Origin of the sequence: Mesorhizobium humile (assembly GCF_033977215.1) — a bacterium.
In the GTDB taxonomy this organism is placed as follows: domain Bacteria; phylum Pseudomonadota; class Alphaproteobacteria; order Rhizobiales; family Rhizobiaceae; genus Mesorhizobium; species Mesorhizobium humile.
In genome coordinates this window covers 466,642-482,408 of record NZ_JAVIIV010000001.1, presented here as the reverse complement: position 1 = coordinate 482,408, position 15,767 = coordinate 466,642, and the positions used below count along the sequence as shown (strand labels likewise).

Here is a 15,767-nt window from a genome sequence, read left to right as displayed (position 1 = left end):
TCTTTGCATGCGTCGAACCATGGCAGGCGGCATCGATTTGCCGGCGCTGCAATGGCAACCGGCAGACGCACCAGCCTTTCAGTCGACGGTGATTTCGATGACGCGCGGCTTGCCGGCCGCCCGCGCGCGCTTCAGCGCCACGGCAAGACCACCGGCCCCGGCCAGCCGCTCGGCCTCGATGCCATAGGCCTCGGCGAGCTTGCAGAAATCGGGCGGCGCCGGCGACACGCCGACCGGCTCGACGCCGACATCGAGCATCGACGTTTCGATCTCGCGATAGCCGCGGTTGTTCCAGACGACGAAGATCACGGGCGTTTCGGCGTCGAGCGCGGCGCCGATCTCGGGCAAGGTGAACTGGAAGCCGCCATCGCCGGTGAGGCACACCACGGGCGCTTGCGGAACGGCAAGCGCCGCGCCGATCGCCGCCGGCGGACCGTAACCCAGTGCGCCGAAACCGGTCGCGGCGTTGAACCAGCCGCCGGGACGGTCATGGTCGTAATAGAGATTGGCGGCGTAGATCGGCTGGGTCGAATCGCCGACGATGATGGTGCCCGGCAGCGCGTCGCGGATCGTTTCCACGGCATGAACCTGCGCCAGGTATTCGGGCTTCAGTTCGGCCAACGCTGCTTTCCGCGCGGCGGCCGCGCGAGCCTCGCCATCCTTCGCTTGAGGATGACCCGGCCCGATCGCCGCGAGCAGAGCCTCGATCGCTTCGGCGCAATCCGCCTGGATACCGACCGTCACCGGCCGGCGCGCGATCTGGTCGGCGCCGATATCGATGCGGATCAGGTTTTTCGGCAGCACGAAGCCGCCGTCGCCATAGCCGTCATAATCGGTCGGTCCGAACTCGGTGCCGGCCGCAATCACCAGATCGGCGTTCGCCATCAACGCGCGCACCGCTTTGAGGCTGGGGCTCGCCGGCACGCACAGCGGGTGGCCATGCAGCAGGCCGCGCGCATTGGCGGTCTCGACGACCGGCGCGCCAAGCGTCTCGGCCAGGCGCCGCAGCGCCGCGTCGGCCTTCCTTGCGCCGCCACCGGCGAGGATCAGCGGCCGGCGCGCCGCCTTGATGAGCTTTGCCGCTTCGGCAATCGCCGCCGGGGCCGGAGCGGGCGGCGTGGCGTTGCTCAGCGCCGCCGCGATATCGTCGGCGGGCTTCACCATGATGTCGGTGGGGATTTCGATATGGACCGGACCCGGACGTGAGGAAGAGAAAACGGCGAAGGCGCGGGCGAGAGCGCCCGGCAGCTGCGCGGCCTCGGTGACACGTTCGGAAAACAGCGCGACCTTTTCCATCATGCCGCGCTGATCCGGCAGCTCATGCAGGAAGCCCAGCCCCTTGCCCAGCGTATCGGTGGCGTTGACGCCCGAGATCACCAGCATCGGCACCGAATCGGCGCGCGCCTGGCCCATGGCGGTGATGGTGTTGGTCAGCCCCGGCCCGGTGATGACGAAGGCGACGCCCGGCCGCCCGCCGGCACGCGCATAGCCGTCGGCCATGAAGCCGGCGCCCTGCTCATGGCGCGGCGTGACATGGCGGATCTTCGAACGCGCCAGGCCGCGATAGAGCTCGACGGTGTGCACGCCCGGAATGCCGAAGACGGTGTCGACGCCATGCGCTTCGAGCAAGGTGATCAGCGCTTCGCCGATGGTGGTCATAGGTTTCCTCCCCTTTTGTTTCTTACGCAATTCCGGACGGAAAACCGCTCTCACTTTTCCTGGAATTGCGAGAGCATGATGCCGAAAAGTGTGAAGCGGTTTTCGGACGACATCATGCTCTATCTCTTTGATTTAGAGCCGGATTCAGATTCAGGTCGATTTGACCTGAAATCATCCGGCTCTAGCGGCCCAAGGCCGAGTTCGGCCTCGACGGCCTTGATGCCGATCGCCGCCAATTCGCCTTGCGAGAACATCTCGCCGGCCAGGCAGCCCTCGATCCAGAGCCCGTCGATGATCGCGTTGATCGCGATGGCGTGGCGGCGAAGCTCAGCCGCGTCAGGCTCGCGCCGTTCGGCGGCGAGCACTTCGGCCACGACCGCTTCCACCTGGTTGCGAAAGCCGAGATAGCCTTCGCGGTGGGCGCGGGCGAGCGACGGATCCGCGCCGGCGCGGCCGATGAAGGTTGCCCAGAGCGAGAAGACCCGCTGGTCGATGATCGGCGCGTTGAGGTTGGCGGTGACGAAAGCCGCAAGGCGTTGGCGTGGCGAGGCGTCTTCCATGACCAGGGCCGCTTTCGCCTGCTCGGTCATGCGGCCCATCAATGCCGCGTAGGCCTCCTGCAGCAAGTCTTCCTTGCCCGGGAAATAGTGCCGGATCAGTCCGGCGGTGACGCCGGCGCGCAAGGCGATGGTGCGCACGGTGGCGCCCTGCAGGCCATGTTCCGCCACGCTGTCCAGGGTCGCATCGATCAGGTCCTGCCGCCGCCGCTCCTCGCCCTCGCGACGGAACTTGCGGCGCGCGTTCATTGGCGCAGGATCGGCCGCGTCAGGCATGTCGGCCCGCCTTCGCAGGCGATGCAGAGCGCGTCCGCCTCGAAAACCTCGACCGCGCAGCCGGCGGCTTCCATCGCGGCCTTGGTCTTGGGAAAACCTGCAACGGCGATGACCTTGTGCGGGCTGGTGGGCAGCACGTTCAGGCTGAGGCCGTTGGAGGCGGCGAACTCTTGCGGATCGCCTTCGACCAGCCGGATGCCGCGCGCCTTCAGCATCTGATAGAATGCGGCCGGCAGAAGCGGCGAATAGACCAGGGCCAGGTCATCGGCCAGCGGGCTGATCACCGACATCAGATGCAGGCACGCCTCTTCGCCCTGCCACAGCGGCAGATCGAAGCCGTAGACCGAAACGCCCAGCGGCTTCAGCAGGTTGGACACCTGCTGGATGCCTTCCTGGTTGGAGCGCACACCGCGCCCGATCGCCAGCGTGCGGGCATCCACCCATACACAGTCACCGCCTTCGACCTGGCCGGGCGCCTCGACGCGGCCGAGGACCGGTATGCCCAGTCTCGTGTAGGTTTCCTCATGCAGCGAGGGTTCCCGGGCGCGCAAGGGCTTGCCCATGGACAGGATCAGCGCGCCGCGGTCGGTCATCAGCGACGGGTCATGCGTGAACACCGAATCCGATAGGCCGTCGGCCTTGTCCTCGATCCACTCGATTTCGGCGCCGGAAGCCGCCACCAGCTCGGCCAGGAGCGCATGCTGCGAGGCGGCCTTCGCCGGGTTGAATCCCGGGCCATAATGCCATGCAGCCCTGTCGGCGTCGCGCATGGCGTTGGCCGCCGAACGCATCAGCACGCGCCGCAGCGGCGCCGCCATGGACTGTGATCCGAAAGCGCTCATCGATGCCCTTTTATGCTGAAAAAAATCGAAAAAATTTCATGAGAGGCTATTTATACACTTGCACAACAACGCCGCAAGTGCCGTAATGAGCGGGATTGACGGGCTCGCGCTGTCGGGTCCATGCTGAAATCTGGAGTGGGCAATACAGCGTAATGTTGATTAGCCGGATAGACGTTCGACGATCTGCCGTCGGCCAGATAGAGGTCACCCGGTGAGCGCGGTGGACGCTGCCGCAGTCCGATCCGGCGAGGCGCAGAACGGCGCCGCAGAAGCCATCCACGTCGAAAACCTGCACAAGAAATTCGGCCAGCTGCATGTGCTGAAGGGCGTTTCGCTGTCGGCGCGCGACGGCGAGGTGGTCGCCATCATCGGCGGCTCCGGTTCCGGCAAATCGACCCTGCTGCGCTGCATCAACTGCCTGGAGAACCCGACCAGCGGCATCATCCGGGTCAATGGCGAGCAGATCAAGCTCAAGGCCGACAGCCACGGCCACACCGTTCCTGCCGACCGCAGGCAGATCGAGCGTATCCGCTCGCGGCTCGGCATGGTGTTCCAGAATTTCAACCTGTGGAGCCACATGACGCTGATCGAGAACGTCATCGAGGTTCCCGTGCATGTGCTCGGCGTCAAGCGCGACGAAGCGATCGCCCAGGCCGAGAAGCTGCTTGCCCGCGTCGGGCTGGCGGAGAAGCGCGACGTCTACCCGGCCTTCCTGTCCGGCGGCCAGCAGCAGCGCGCCGCGATCGCCCGGGCGCTGGCGATCAATCCGCGCGTCATGCTGTTCGACGAGCCGACTTCCGCGCTCGATCCGGAACTGGTCGGCGAGGTGCTGAAAGTGATCGGCGACTTGGCGCGCGAAGGGCGCACCATGGTGCTGGTGACGCATGAAATGAAGTTCGCCCGCGAGGTCGCGACGCATGTCGTCTATCTCTATAACGGGCTGGTCGAGGAGGAAGGTCCGCCGGAACAATTGTTCGGCGCGCCCAAATCCGAAAGGCTCAAGCAATTCCTCCGCAATGTCGGTTAGGTGCCGGCATCAAGCGGAGGGAAAAACCGGGAACAACAACAAACTGGGAGTCATGACATGAAGACTGTTCTCAAGACCTTTGCCGCCGCGCTGCTTCTCGGCGTCGCGGCGATGGGTGGCGCGGCCAAGGCCGAGCAGGTCAAGATCGGCGTCGCCGCCGAGCCCTACCCGCCCTTCACGTCGCCCGACGCCAGCGGCAAATGGGTCGGCTGGGAGATCGACTTCGTCGACGCCGTCTGCGCCGAAGAGAAGCTCGACTGCGTCATCACCCCTGTCGCCTGGGACGGCATCATCCCGGCGCTGACCACCAAGAAGATCGACGCCATCGTCTCTTCCATGTCGATCACCGCCGAGCGCGAGAAGACGATCGACTTCTCGGACAAGTACTACAACACCCCGACCGCGATCATCGGACCGAAGGACCAGAAGTTCGGCGCCACGCCGGACGATCTCAAGGGCAAGGTTATCGGCGTCCAGGTCTCGACCGTGCATGCCGTCTACGCCAAGAAGCATTTCACCGGCGCGCAGGAGATCAAGGAATACCAGACGCAGGACGAAGCCAACAACGATCTGGCCGCCGGCCGTCTCGATGCCGTCCAGGCCGATTCCATTGCGCTCGGCGAATTCCTCAAGACCGACCAGGGCAAGGCCTGCTGCGACCTGAAGGGCATGGTGGCCCCTGACGACGAAGTGCTTGGACCGGGCGTCGGCGCCGGCATCCGCAAGGAAGACACCGCGCTCAAGGAAAAGTTCAACGCCGGCATCAAGGCGATCCGCGCCAACGGCAAATATGACGAGATCTCGAAGAAGTATTTCGACTTCGACATCTATGGCGGCGCCACGCAGTCGAACTGACGAACCTTCCGCCTGAGTTGAGGGCATGGTGTCCGCGCCATGCCCTCGCTACCCTGCCACGCACGCTTGCCGCCGGCCATTGAAGCCGGCTGACCCAGCAATTCGGGGGCGAAACTGATCGACGCGCTTCTTCCGGCCACGGCTGCCGGCATCATCGAACTCCTGTCGCCCTTCTCACCCGGCTGGGGCGGCACGTTGCTGGTCGGATTGCTGCATTCGCTCGAGATCGCCATCGGCGCCACCTGCCTCGGCTTGCTGATCGGCACCGCCGGCGCCTTCGGCAAGCTCTATGGCGGCCCGGTGACGCGCGACCTGCTGGCTGTCTACACCACAGTTGTCCGCGCGGTGCCGGAACTGGTGCTGATCCTGCTGCTCTATTATGCCGGCACCGACCTCATCAACCAGGTTCTGACGGCGATCGGCTACCAGCGCGTCGACATCAGCGGGCTCGCGGCCGGCATCTTCGTACTGGGTTTCGTCCAGGGCGCCTATTCGACCGAAGTCATCCGCGGCGCCATCCTCGCCATCCCGCAGGGCCAGATCGAGGCCGCCCGCGCCTACGGCATGTCGCCGGGCCTGATGCTGCGGCGCATCACGCTGCCGGCGATGCTGCCCTTCGCCATCCCCGGCCTTGCCAATCTGTGGCTGATAGCCACCAAGGACACCGCGCTGCTTGCGGTCGTCGGCTTCTTCGAACTGACGCTGGCGACGCGCCAGGCGGCGGGCGTCACCAAGGCCTATCTTTTGTTCTACCTCGCGGCCGGCGCGCTCTATCTCGCGCTGTCGCTGTTCTCCAACGTGATTATCGGCCGTGTCGAGGCCTGGTCACGACGCGGCATGCCGTCCGTCAAGGAGGCGCGCTGATGTCGGCGGAAGCGAGCACGATCGACCTGGCGGCGCGCGCCTCGATCTGGCTCAAGCCGCATCGCATCGTGCTGATCCTGATAGCGCTGGCGCTGGTCCTCTGCGCCGCCTTCTTCATGCGCTGGGACTGGCTGCCGCAATATTGGGAAATGGGCCTGCTGGGCATCTGGCGGGCGCTCTGGATCCTCGCCGTCACCTGCGCGCTGGGCTTTGCGCTTGCGGTGCCGCTGGGGCTCGCCCAGGCAGGGGGGCCGTTCTGGTTCGCCGTGCCAGCGAAAATCTTCTGCACCATCATCCGGGGAACACCGCTGCTCCTGCAGCTCTGGCTGCTCTATTACGGCCTCGGCTCGATCTTCCCGCAATATCCGTGGATTCGCGAATCCTGGCTGTGGCCGTATCTCAGGCAGGCCTGGCCCTACGCCGTGGTGGCGCTGACCTTTTCCTTCGCCGGCTACGAGGGCGAAGTGATGCGTGGCGCCTTTGCCGGCGTGCCGCGCGGACAGTTGGAGGCCGCCCGCGCCTTCGGCATGAGCCGCTGGAAAATCTTCCGCCGCATCTGGCTGCCGCAGGCCTTCTACCGGGCGCTGCCGACCTTGACCGGCGAAACCGTGCTGCAGTTGAAGTCGACGCCACTGGTGGCGACGATCAGCGTCATCGATATTTTCGCCGTCTCCTCCAAGGTGCGCCAGGACACCTACCTGACCTACGAGCCTTTGCTGCTGCTGGCGCTGATCTATATGACCATCACCGGCATCCTGGTCTTCGTCTTCAGCCGGATAGAGGCTCGGATTCCGGTCAAGATCGGGTAGTAAGTAGTGAGTGGTGAATGGTGAATGGCCGTGGGGCTTCACTTCCCATCACACCGACTACTCACTACTGACTATTCACCATTCACCATTCACCAAGGCTCACCATGCAACTCACTCTCGACCAGGCAACAGGCCTATGCCGGATGGCAGCGCTCGGTGCCGGCGCCAATGAGGAAGCGGCGCAGTCGCTCACCGCCTCGATCATCGCCGCGGAGGCCGAAGGCCTGTCGACGGTGGGGCTGTCGCATTTCATCGACTACCTGGAAGCGCTCGAAGCCGGCCGCATCGACGGCGATGCCGATCCAGCGATCACCCGGCCGGCGCTCGCCGTCTATCTTTCGGACGCGCGCGGCGGGCTTGCCCATACCGGCTTCGACCGCACGATCGACGACCTGGTCAAGGCGGCCAAGCTGTTCGGCGTCGCCATCTTCTCGCAGAAGAACGCCTATACATGCGGCGCGCTCGGTTATTTCACCGGACGGCTGGCCGAACAGGGGCTGGTGTCCTTCGCCGCTACCAACGGGCCGGCGGTGCTTGCCGGCTCAGGCTCGGTGAAGCCCGTCTATTGCACCAATCCGATGTCCTTTGCCTCGCCCGCCGCCGACGGGCCGCCGCTGGTCATCGACCAGTCTTCGAGCGCCACGGCCTTCGTCAACATCCGCAAGGCGGCCGAGGATGGCAAGAAGATCCCCGAAGGCTGGGCGCTGGATGCCAGCGGCAATCCCACCACCGATCCGGCGGCGGCGATGAAGGGCGCGATGCTTGCCTTCGGCGGCCAGCGCGGCGCCAACATCGCATTGATGGTCGAGGTGCTGGCCGCCGGCATTTCGGGCGCAAATTGGTCGCTCGACGCGCCCTGGTTCACCGGCGGGCCCGACAGTCCCGGTACCGGCCTTTTCGTTCTGGCCATCGAGCCAAAGCTGCTCGACCCGGATTTCGAGCAGCGCATGAAGGACCAGCTCGACCGGCTGCGGCGGCGCTTTGGCGTGCATATTCCCGGACGCTCCCGCGCCGAGGCCGCCGAGAAGGCAAAGGCGCGCGGCATCACCACGTCCAGGGCGGTGGTGCAGCGCATTTCGGAATTCGCCGAGCGCTATTCGGCCTGATTTTTCCCGCGCGATTTGAACCTTTTCCCGGCCTGACACGACCCATCTGCGGCACCCCACGCCGCGAGCCGACTTGGTTGGCTTCCTCCGGCTCGCGGTTGGCGGCGCCGCGCCGGGCGTTCAGGGCGGGGGCGGGCGTGCTTGCTTCACGCCACCTTGATACCGTCTCAGGTCAGGCCGCCTCGTTGGACCCTGTTTCGGCGTGGACACTGCCCGGAAAACCCCGCTTCGGCGGGGTTTTCTGCTTCTCCAAGGCGGAGAGAGCAGCATTCCAGGCAAGTTCAAAAACTCCTCGACGGCGACCTCCGGTCGCTCTTTGCCTTTGGCGAGAAACGGATTAAGACACGGCTTCAGCCAAGCATTTACGCGCGCGGAGCCAGTCATGACCGAAATTTTGCAGACCCCCAAGCTCGTCGTCGTCTTCGGCGGCTCGGGTTTCGTCGGTCGCCATGTCGTGCGGGCACTGGCCAAGCGCGGCTATCGCATCCGGGTCGCCTGCCGGCGGCCCGACCTTGCGGGCCATGTGCAGCCGCTCGGCAATGTCGGCCAGATCCAGCCGGTGCAGGCCAATGTGCGCGTGCGCTGGTCGGTTGACCGCGCCGTGCAGGGCGCCGACCATGTCGTCAACCTCGTCGCCATCCTGCATGAGACCGGCCGCCAGAAATTCGGCGCCGTGCACGATTTCGGCGCGCGCGCCGTCGCCGAGGCCGCCCGCTCGGTCGGCGCCGGCCTCACCCACATCTCGGCGCTCGGCGCCGATCTCAATTCGCCATCCGGCTACGCCCGCACCAAGGCGCTCGGCGAGAAAGCCGTGTTCGACACGATCGGCGATGCCGTCATCTTGCGGCCGTCGATCAATTTCGGCCCGGAAGACAGCTTCTTCAACCGCTTCGCCAACATGGCGCGCTACTCGCCGGTGCTGCCGCTGATCGGCGGCGGGCAGAACAAGTTCCAGCCGGTCTATGTCGGCGACGTCGCCGAAGCGGTGGCGCGCTCGGTCGACGGCAAGATCAAGGGCGGTCAGATCTACGAGCTCGGCGGTCCTCAGGTGCTGACCTTCAAGGAATGCATGGAAGAGATGCTGATGGTGATCGAGCGCCGTCGCCTCCTGGTGCCGGTGCCGTTCTGGTTGGCGAATATCCAGGCCTCGATCCTCCAGCTGCTGCCCAACCCACTGTTGACCAAGGACCAGGTCATGCAGCTGCGCGAGCACAACATCGTCTCGGACGAAGCCGCCAAGGCTGAAAGGACGCTCGCCGGCCTCGGCATCCAGCCGCAGGCGATCGCCACCATCCTGCCCAGCTATCTCTGGCGCTTCCGCGCCGCTGGCCAGTTCCAGCAGCGCCGGCCGATCGCCGACCGGTAATCGGAATATTCGTGTTTGTTTTGCGCAATTCCGGACGGATGGCTACGGCGAAGTCGCCGAGCCCGACCGTTTCACACTTTTCCTGGGAATTGCTTTAGCCTCGCCGCGAGACCTGCATCGGCAGACCGCCCTGCGGCTGCGTGGTGAGCTTCTGCACCGGCCATGGCCGGGTCTCGGGCGTCACGTCGAAGCGGAAGCGCGACAAAAGGATCGCCAGGGCGATGATCGCCTCCTGCATGGCGAAGCTGGCGCCGATGCAGACGCGCGGGCCGGCGCCGAAGGGCAGATACTGGAAGCGGTCGATCTTGTCGCGGTTTTCCGGATGGAAACGCTCCGGCATGAAGGCGTCGGGCCTGTCCCAGAGTTTTCTGTGGCGGTGCACGACCCAGGGCATCACCAGCACGGCGGCGTATTTTGGGATGTAGAGGCCGTTCCACGTCTCCGACTCGATCGGCTCGCGGTTGATCGAGGGCGCCGGCGGATAGAGCCTGAGTGCCTCCTCGAAAGCGGCGCGGGTGAGCGGCATGGCATCCAGCCACTTGGTCGGATCGGGCTCGCGCGCCAGCACGGCGTCGATCTCCTGCTCGACCTTGTCGCGTTCCCAGGGCGCCTCGGCGAGGCAATAGATGGTCCAGCCCAGCGCCCGCGCCGTCGTCTCGTGGCCGGCGCCGATGAAGGTGATGATGTTGTCCTCGACTTCGGCGCGCGTCAGCCCGTCCGGCCCCTCGGCGCGCAGCAGAAGGGTCAGGAAATCCTGCGGCACGCCGTCGGGATCGCGCTTCATCCGCTCCTCGCGCATCTTCACGGTGCCGGCGACGATGTTGCGGAAATAGGCCATGGTCTTGCGGCCGCGGATGCGGGTGAGGCGCGGCAGCCATTCGGGCGCGCGCAGCAGGTCGAGCGGATCGACGCGGCCCATCGTCTCGAACAGGCGGTCGATCTCCCTGGCGAAGCTGCCCGGCTCGCCGGCGATCTCGCCGGAAAACAGCGTCTCGGCCAGGATGTCGTAGGTGAGCAGCGTCATGTCATGGGCGACATCGGTCTTGCCGCCAGCCTCGTAGCGGGTGACGAATTCCAGCGTGCGCTTCAGCATCGGCGCGGCGAAACCGAAGATGTGGCGCGGCGTGAACACCGGCGCCATCGCCTTGCGCGAGCGCTTCCAGACCTCGCCCTCGGCGGTCAGCAGCCCGTCGCGCAGGATCGGGCGCAGGATCAGCTGGCGCACCGTCGCCATCTTGTAGTTTTTGGCGTTGTCGATCAGCACGTGGCGGATGAGGCCGGGATCGTTGGCGACGATCAGATGTCCACCGACGCCGTTCGCCGAGACCCACGGCTCGTTGTAGGTATGCTCGCCCCACAATTCGAGCGGGTTGCGGTAGACGATGCGCATCATCTCCAGCGTCGAGGGCGGCTGGGTGCGCGGCTTCGGCGCCGGCGGCACGAAGGGGGCGGGCTTGGTGTCCATGAGGCATGCTCCGCTGACAGCGGCAAATGTAGTGCCCCATGAAGCCGGCGTCCATGTGACTGAGCGGCATATCCGGCTGCCGCACACTCGCCGGAATGTGACCGGCACCGACAAATGCCTGCTTGTTGGCGGTGGAGGCTTGCTTTAGTCACCAACGGATACCGTCAAGCAAGGAGCCGCAAGTGAAGCAACGCCTGGACATCATCATCGGCAGCACGCGGCCGGGACGCGCCGGTCCGATCTTCGGCGAATGGCTCGAGGGCTTCGCGCGCCAGCATGGCAAGTTCGAGCCGGTGCTGACCGACATCGCGGCGTTCAACCTGCCGATGCTCGACGAGCCGCACCATCCGCGCCTGCGTAAATACGAGAACGACCATACCAAGGCCTGGTCGAAGGCGATCGATGCCGCCGACGCCTTCGTATTCGTCGCGCCGGAGTACAACTACTTCGTGGCGCCCGCGATCGTGAACGCCATCGACTACCTGATCCATGAATGGCGCTACAAGCCGGCGGCGATCTTCGGCTATGGCGGCGTGTCCGGCGGCCTGCGCGCGGCGCAGGCCCTGAAGCCGCTGCTCACTTCCGTCGGCGTCATGCCGATCCCGGAAGGCGTCGCGCTGCCGGCCTATGCGACGCTGCTCGACCAGAACCGCGCCTTTCATCCGAGCGAGCAGGTGCAGGGAGGCACCAGGATGATGCTCGACGAACTGTCGCGCTGGAGCGAGGCGCTGAAGGCGCTGCGCGCCGCCGGATAGGCGCGAAACTCCCAGCGAAGGCAAGTTGCGAGGCCGCGTTTCGGCGCTGCTTCCCCGGCCGGACGCGCCAATATACGCGCAGCATCTCGCGCCGACGCGAAGACGCCGCTCGCCAAGCCGGCAAAATGGCCGCAAACCTTGGAAAAGCAGCCGTTTGCGCCTATATCTAGGACATCAAAACGGCGCGATTCGGGGCCGTTTTTCCGCGCCGGACCATCGACATCAATCAGACAGGTTTTCATGAGCGACCAGACCGAAAGCGCCAATGGCGCGGAAGCCGAGTACGGCGCCGATTCCATCAAGGTTTTGAAGGGGTTGGATGCCGTGCGCAAGCGGCCGGGCATGTATATCGGCGATACCGATGACGGCTCAGGCCTGCATCACATGGTCTATGAGGTGGTGGACAACGCCATCGACGAGGCGCTGGCCGGCCACGCCGACCTCGTCTCGGTGACGCTCAACCCCGACGGTTCCGTCACAGTGATCGACAATGGTCGCGGGATTCCGACCGATATCCACCCCACAGAGGGCGTTTCGGCGGCCGAAGTGATCATGACGCAGCTGCATGCCGGCGGCAAATTCGACCAGAACTCCTACAAGGTTTCCGGCGGCCTGCACGGCGTCGGCGTCTCCGTGGTCAACGCGCTTTCGGCATGGCTGAAGATCAAGATCCGCCGCAACGGCGAGATCTTCGAGATGAGCTTCACGCACGGCAACGCCGACGCGCCGCTGAAGGTGACCGGAAGCTACGAGCAGGACAAGCGCCCAGGCACCTATGAGGGCCGCAGCGGCAGCGAAATCACGTTCTTCCCGTCGGCCGAGACCTTCACCATGGTCGAGTTCGACTACAGCACGCTGGAGCACCGGCTGCGCGAGCTCGCCTTCCTCAATTCCGGCGTGCGTATCGTGCTGACCGACGCCCGCCATGCCGACATCGTGCGCCACGAGCTGCATTACGATGGCGGCCTGGAGGAGTTCGTCAAATATCTCGACCGGGTGAAGAAGCCGCTGATCGAGACGCCGATCGCCATCCGCGCCGAGCGCGACGGCATCACCGTCGAAGTCGCGATGTGGTGGAACGACAGCTACCACGAGAATGTGCTGGCCTTCACCAACAACATCCCGCAGCGCGACGGCGGCACGCATCTGGCTGGCTTCCGCGCGGCGCTGACCAGGCAGATCACCGGCTACGGCGAATCGTCCGGCCAGACCAAGAAGGAAAAGGTCTCACTGACCGGCGACGATTGCCGCGAAGGCCTGACCGCGGTGCTTTCGGTCAAGGTGCCGGACCCGAAATTCTCCTCGCAGACCAAGGACAAGCTGGTCTCGTCCGAGGTTCGCCCTGTCGTGGAGAGCCTGGTCAACGAGGCGCTCGGCACCTGGCTGGAAGAGCATCCGAGCGAAGGCAAGGTGGTGGTCGAGAAGGTGATCCAGGCGGCCGCCGCGCGCGAAGCGGCGCGCAAGGCGCGCGACATCACCCGCAAGAGCACGCTCGGCGTCACCTCGCTGCCCGGCAAGCTCGCCGACTGCCAGGAACGCGATCCGGCGAAGTCGGAAATCTTCATCGTCGAGGGTGACTCGGCCGGCGGCTCGGCCAAGGGCGGGCGCTCGCGCCAGAATCAGGCCATCCTGCCGCTGCGCGGCAAGATCCTGAACGTCGAGCGGGCGCGCTTCGACCGCATGCTCTCCTCCGACATGATCGGCACGCTTATCACCGCGCTCGGCACCTCGATCGGCAAGGACGAGTTCAACGCCGACAAGCTGCGCTACCACAAGATCATCCTGATGACGGACGCCGACGTCGACGGCGCCCATATTCGCACGCTGTTGCTCACCTTCTTCTTCCGGCAGATGCCGGAGCTGATCGAGCGCGGCCATCTCTACATCGCCCAGCCGCCGCTCTACAAAGTGACGCGGGGCAAGAGCTCGCAATATCTCAAGGACGAAAGCGCCTATGAGGAATATCTGATCGAGTCCGGGCTGGACGAAGCGTCGCTGACGCTGGCTTCGGGCGAGGTGCGTACCGGACAGGACCTGCACAGCGCCATCGATGATGCGCTGGCGGTGCGCCAGCTGATCAACGGTCTGCACACCCGCTACAACCGCAGCGTCGTCGAGCAGGCGGCGATCGCCGGCGCGCTCAACGCCGATGTGCTTGCCGATCTCGGCCGCGCCAACGCCATGGCCGAGCGCGTCGCCGAGCGCCTCGACATGATCGCCGAGGAGACCGAGCGCGGCTGGACCGGGCGGCTGTCGACTTCCAATGACGGCTCCGGCGGCTATGTGTTCGAGCGCACCGTGCGCGGCGTCAAGGACGTCGCCCAGCTCGATGCCGGGCTGATCAATTCCGCCGACGCGCGCCAGCTCGACCGCTACGCGGCGCGCCTTGCGGAAATCTATGGCGCGCAGCCAACGCTGCGCCGCAAGGAGACCTCTGAGACGATTTCGGGGCCGCTGGCGCTGCTCAATGCGGTGTTCGCCACCGGCCGCAAGGGCCTGACCATGCAGCGCTACAAGGGTCTTGGCGAGATGAATGCCGAGCAGCTCTGGGAAACCACGCTCGACCCGAATGTGCGCTCGCTGCTGCAGGTCAAGGTCAACGACGCGACCGACGCGGACTCACTGTTCTCGCGGCTGATGGGCGACGAGGTGGAGCCGCGGCGCGAGTTCATCCAGGACAACGCGCTGTCGGTCGCCAATCTGGATATTTGAGCAGGCAGGTCGACAATTTCCGCAACAAAAAGGCCGGCAAAATGCCGGCCTTTTTGTTGCGGAAATTGCGGCTGGATCAATGATCCATCGCCTTGACGATTTCTTCGGTCATCTTCTTGGCGTCGCCGAGCAGCATCATGGTGCCGTCCTTGTAGAACAGCGTGTTGTCGATGCCGGCGTAGCCGGAGCCGAGCGAGCGCTTGACGAACAGGCAGGTGCGGGCCTTGTCGACGTCGAGGATCGGCATGCCGTAGATCGGCGAGGACTTGTCGTCGCGCGCGGACGGGTTGGTGACGTCGTTGGCGCCGATGACATAGGCGACGTCGGCCTGCGCGAATTCGGAGTTGATGTCCTCCAGCTCGAACACCTCGTCATAGGGCACGTTGGCTTCGGCGAGCAGCACGTTCATGTGGCCGGGCATGCGGCCGGCGACTGGATGGATGGCGTATTTGACCTCGACGCCGGCGGCCTTGAGCTTGTCGGCCATCTCGCGCAACGCATGCTGCGCCTGGGCGACCGCCATGCCGTAGCCGGGCACGATGATGACCTTCTGCGCGTTCATCATCAGATAAGCGGCATCGTCGGCCGAGCCCTGCTTGACGGTGCGCTCGATGCCGTCATCGGCAACCGCGGCCGTCTCGCCGCCGAAGCCGCCGAGGATGACCGAGATGAAGGAGCGGTTCATGCCCTTGCACATGATGTAGGACAGGATCGCACCGCTGGAGCCGACCAGCGCGCCGGTGATGATCAGCGCCAGGTTGCCGAGCGTGAAGCCGAGAGCCGCAGCCGCCCAGCCGGAATAGGAGTTCAGCATAGACACCACGACCGGCATGTCGGCGCCGCCGATCGGGATGATCAAGAGCACGCCGAGCACCAGCGAGGCGGCGACGATCAGCCAGAAGACGAGCTTGGATTCGGTAGTGACGAGCAGCACGATCAGCACCACCAGGGCGACGCCGAGGGCGATGTTGATGAGATGGCGGCCGCCGATCATGATCGGCTTGCCCGACATGCGGCCGTCGAGCTTGAGGAAGGCGATGACCGAGCCGGTGAAGGTGATGGCGCCGATGGCGACGCCCAAGCTCATTTCGACAAGCGCCTGGGCGTGGATGTCGCCCGCCGTGCCGATGCCGAAGCTTTCCGGCGCGTAGATGGCGGCGGCCGCCACCATGACGGCGGCAAAGCCCACCAATGAGTGGAAAGCGGCGACCAGCTGCGGCATCGAGGTCATGGCGATGCGGCGCGCGGTGACCGCGCCGATGCCGCCGCCGATGGCGAGGCCGAGCACGATCAGGCCGAAGCGGCCGGCCGACGGGGTCGCCAGCGCCAGCGTGGTGGCGATGGCAATGCCCATGCCGATCATGCCGTAGAGATTGCCCTGGCGGCTGGTGGTCGGATGCGACAGGCCGCGCAGCGCCAAGATGAACAGGATGCCGGAGACGAGATAGAGGAAGGAAGCGAGATTGACGGTCAC

General features: G+C 65.4%; 13 protein-coding genes. 8 read left to right on the top strand and 5 right to left on the bottom strand.

Features of this window, described 5'->3' with window-relative positions; all coding sequences use genetic code 11:
- Positions 1–78: 78 nt before the first annotated feature.
- From RFM52_RS02275 to RFM52_RS02265, 3 genes are all read right to left on the bottom strand, one after another.
- Positions 79–1,659 (bottom strand): 5-guanidino-2-oxopentanoate decarboxylase, encoded by a 1,581-nt coding sequence (locus RFM52_RS02275; protein ID WP_320294222.1) that lies wholly within the window; start codon positions 1,657–1,659, stop codon positions 79–81.
- 119 nt (positions 1,660–1,778) lie between these two features.
- Complete coding sequence (locus RFM52_RS02270) at positions 1,779–2,492, bottom strand: TetR family transcriptional regulator C-terminal domain-containing protein (RefSeq protein WP_320294221.1); 714 nt, start codon at positions 2,490–2,492, stop codon at positions 1,779–1,781.
- Positions 2,462–3,334 (bottom strand): dimethylarginine dimethylaminohydrolase family protein, encoded by an 873-nt coding sequence (locus RFM52_RS02265; RefSeq protein ID WP_320294220.1) that lies wholly within the window; start codon positions 3,332–3,334, stop codon positions 2,462–2,464. Before RFM52_RS02265 ends, RFM52_RS02270 begins: the two co-directional genes overlap by 31 nt.
- A 211-nt stretch (positions 3,335–3,545) precedes the next feature.
- Here RFM52_RS02265 and RFM52_RS02260 point away from each other — a divergent pair, with 211 nt between their 5' ends.
- The 6 genes from RFM52_RS02260 (at position 3,546) to RFM52_RS02235 (ending at position 9,361) form a co-directional block, all read left to right on the top strand.
- Complete coding sequence (locus RFM52_RS02260; RefSeq protein WP_320294219.1) at positions 3,546–4,361, top strand: ABC transporter ATP-binding protein; 816 nt, start codon at positions 3,546–3,548, stop codon at positions 4,359–4,361.
- Between the two features lie 57 nt (positions 4,362–4,418).
- On the top strand, positions 4,419–5,216 hold the full coding sequence (locus RFM52_RS02255) for a transporter substrate-binding domain-containing protein (protein ID WP_320294218.1): 798 nt from the start codon (positions 4,419–4,421) through the stop codon (positions 5,214–5,216).
- 198 nt (positions 5,217–5,414) lie between these two features.
- On the top strand, positions 5,415–6,080 hold the full coding sequence (locus RFM52_RS02250; protein ID WP_320294466.1) for an ABC transporter permease: 666 nt from the start codon (positions 5,415–5,417) through the stop codon (positions 6,078–6,080).
- Positions 6,080–6,889, top strand: coding sequence for an ABC transporter permease (locus tag RFM52_RS02245; RefSeq protein WP_320294217.1), 810 nt, complete (start codon positions 6,080–6,082; stop codon positions 6,887–6,889). Before RFM52_RS02250 ends, RFM52_RS02245 begins: the two co-directional genes overlap by 1 nt.
- 104 nt (positions 6,890–6,993) lie before the next feature.
- Positions 6,994–7,995 carry an Ldh family oxidoreductase gene (locus tag RFM52_RS02240; protein WP_320294216.1) on the top strand — a complete coding sequence of 334 codons (1,002 nt, stop codon included), beginning with the start codon at positions 6,994–6,996 and terminating at the stop codon, positions 7,993–7,995.
- 382 nt (positions 7,996–8,377) lie between these two features.
- Positions 8,378–9,361 (top strand): complex I NDUFA9 subunit family protein, encoded by a 984-nt coding sequence (locus RFM52_RS02235; protein WP_320294215.1) that lies wholly within the window; start codon positions 8,378–8,380, stop codon positions 9,359–9,361.
- Positions 9,362–9,455: 94 nt separating this feature from the next.
- Here the strand turns inward: RFM52_RS02235 and RFM52_RS02230 are convergent, their stop codons facing one another.
- Entirely contained in the window at positions 9,456–10,826 is a 1,371-nt protein-coding gene (locus tag RFM52_RS02230) for a cytochrome P450 (RefSeq protein WP_320294214.1), read from the bottom strand.
- 182 nt (positions 10,827–11,008) lie between these two features.
- Here RFM52_RS02230 and RFM52_RS02225 point away from each other — a divergent pair, with 182 nt between their 5' ends.
- Together RFM52_RS02225 and gyrB are read left to right on the top strand one after the other, a co-directional pair.
- Positions 11,009–11,581 (top strand): NADPH-dependent FMN reductase, encoded by a 573-nt coding sequence (locus RFM52_RS02225; protein ID WP_320294213.1) that lies wholly within the window; start codon positions 11,009–11,011, stop codon positions 11,579–11,581.
- Positions 11,582–11,821: 240 nt separating this feature from the next.
- Positions 11,822–14,293 carry a DNA topoisomerase (ATP-hydrolyzing) subunit B gene (gene gyrB, locus RFM52_RS02220; protein ID WP_320294212.1) on the top strand — a complete coding sequence of 824 codons (2,472 nt, stop codon included), beginning with the start codon at positions 11,822–11,824 and terminating at the stop codon, positions 14,291–14,293.
- 76 nt (positions 14,294–14,369) lie between these two features.
- On the opposite strand, the gene RFM52_RS02215 is transcribed toward gyrB, so the two are convergent.
- The gene (locus RFM52_RS02215; protein WP_320294211.1) at positions 14,370–15,767 is read right to left on the bottom strand and encodes an NAD(P)(+) transhydrogenase (Re/Si-specific) subunit beta; all 1,398 of its coding nucleotides are present in this window, start codon (positions 15,765–15,767) and stop codon (positions 14,370–14,372) included.

Bases quoted from the DNA above. Each gene is read 5' to 3' on its own strand.
- RFM52_RS02275 (WP_320294222.1), bottom strand. From the start codon at position 1,659: ATGACCACCATCGGCGAAGCGCTGATCACCTTGCTCGAAGCGCATGGC.
- RFM52_RS02270 (WP_320294221.1), bottom strand. From the start codon at position 2,492: ATGCCTGACGCGGCCGATCCTGCGCCAATGAACGCGCGCCGCAAGTTC.
- RFM52_RS02265 (WP_320294220.1), bottom strand. From the start codon at position 3,334: ATGAGCGCTTTCGGATCACAGTCCATGGCGGCGCCGCTGCGGCGCGTG.
- RFM52_RS02255 (WP_320294218.1), top strand. From the start codon at position 4,419: ATGAAGACTGTTCTCAAGACCTTTGCCGCCGCGCTGCTTCTCGGCGTC.
- RFM52_RS02245 (WP_320294217.1), top strand. From the start codon at position 6,080: ATGTCGGCGGAAGCGAGCACGATCGACCTGGCGGCGCGCGCCTCGATC.
- RFM52_RS02240 (WP_320294216.1), top strand. From the start codon at position 6,994: ATGCAACTCACTCTCGACCAGGCAACAGGCCTATGCCGGATGGCAGCG.
- RFM52_RS02235 (WP_320294215.1), top strand. From the start codon at position 8,378: ATGACCGAAATTTTGCAGACCCCCAAGCTCGTCGTCGTCTTCGGCGGC.
- RFM52_RS02230 (WP_320294214.1), bottom strand. From the start codon at position 10,826: ATGGACACCAAGCCCGCCCCCTTCGTGCCGCCGGCGCCGAAGCCGCGC.
- gyrB (WP_320294212.1), top strand. From the start codon at position 11,822: ATGAGCGACCAGACCGAAAGCGCCAATGGCGCGGAAGCCGAGTACGGC.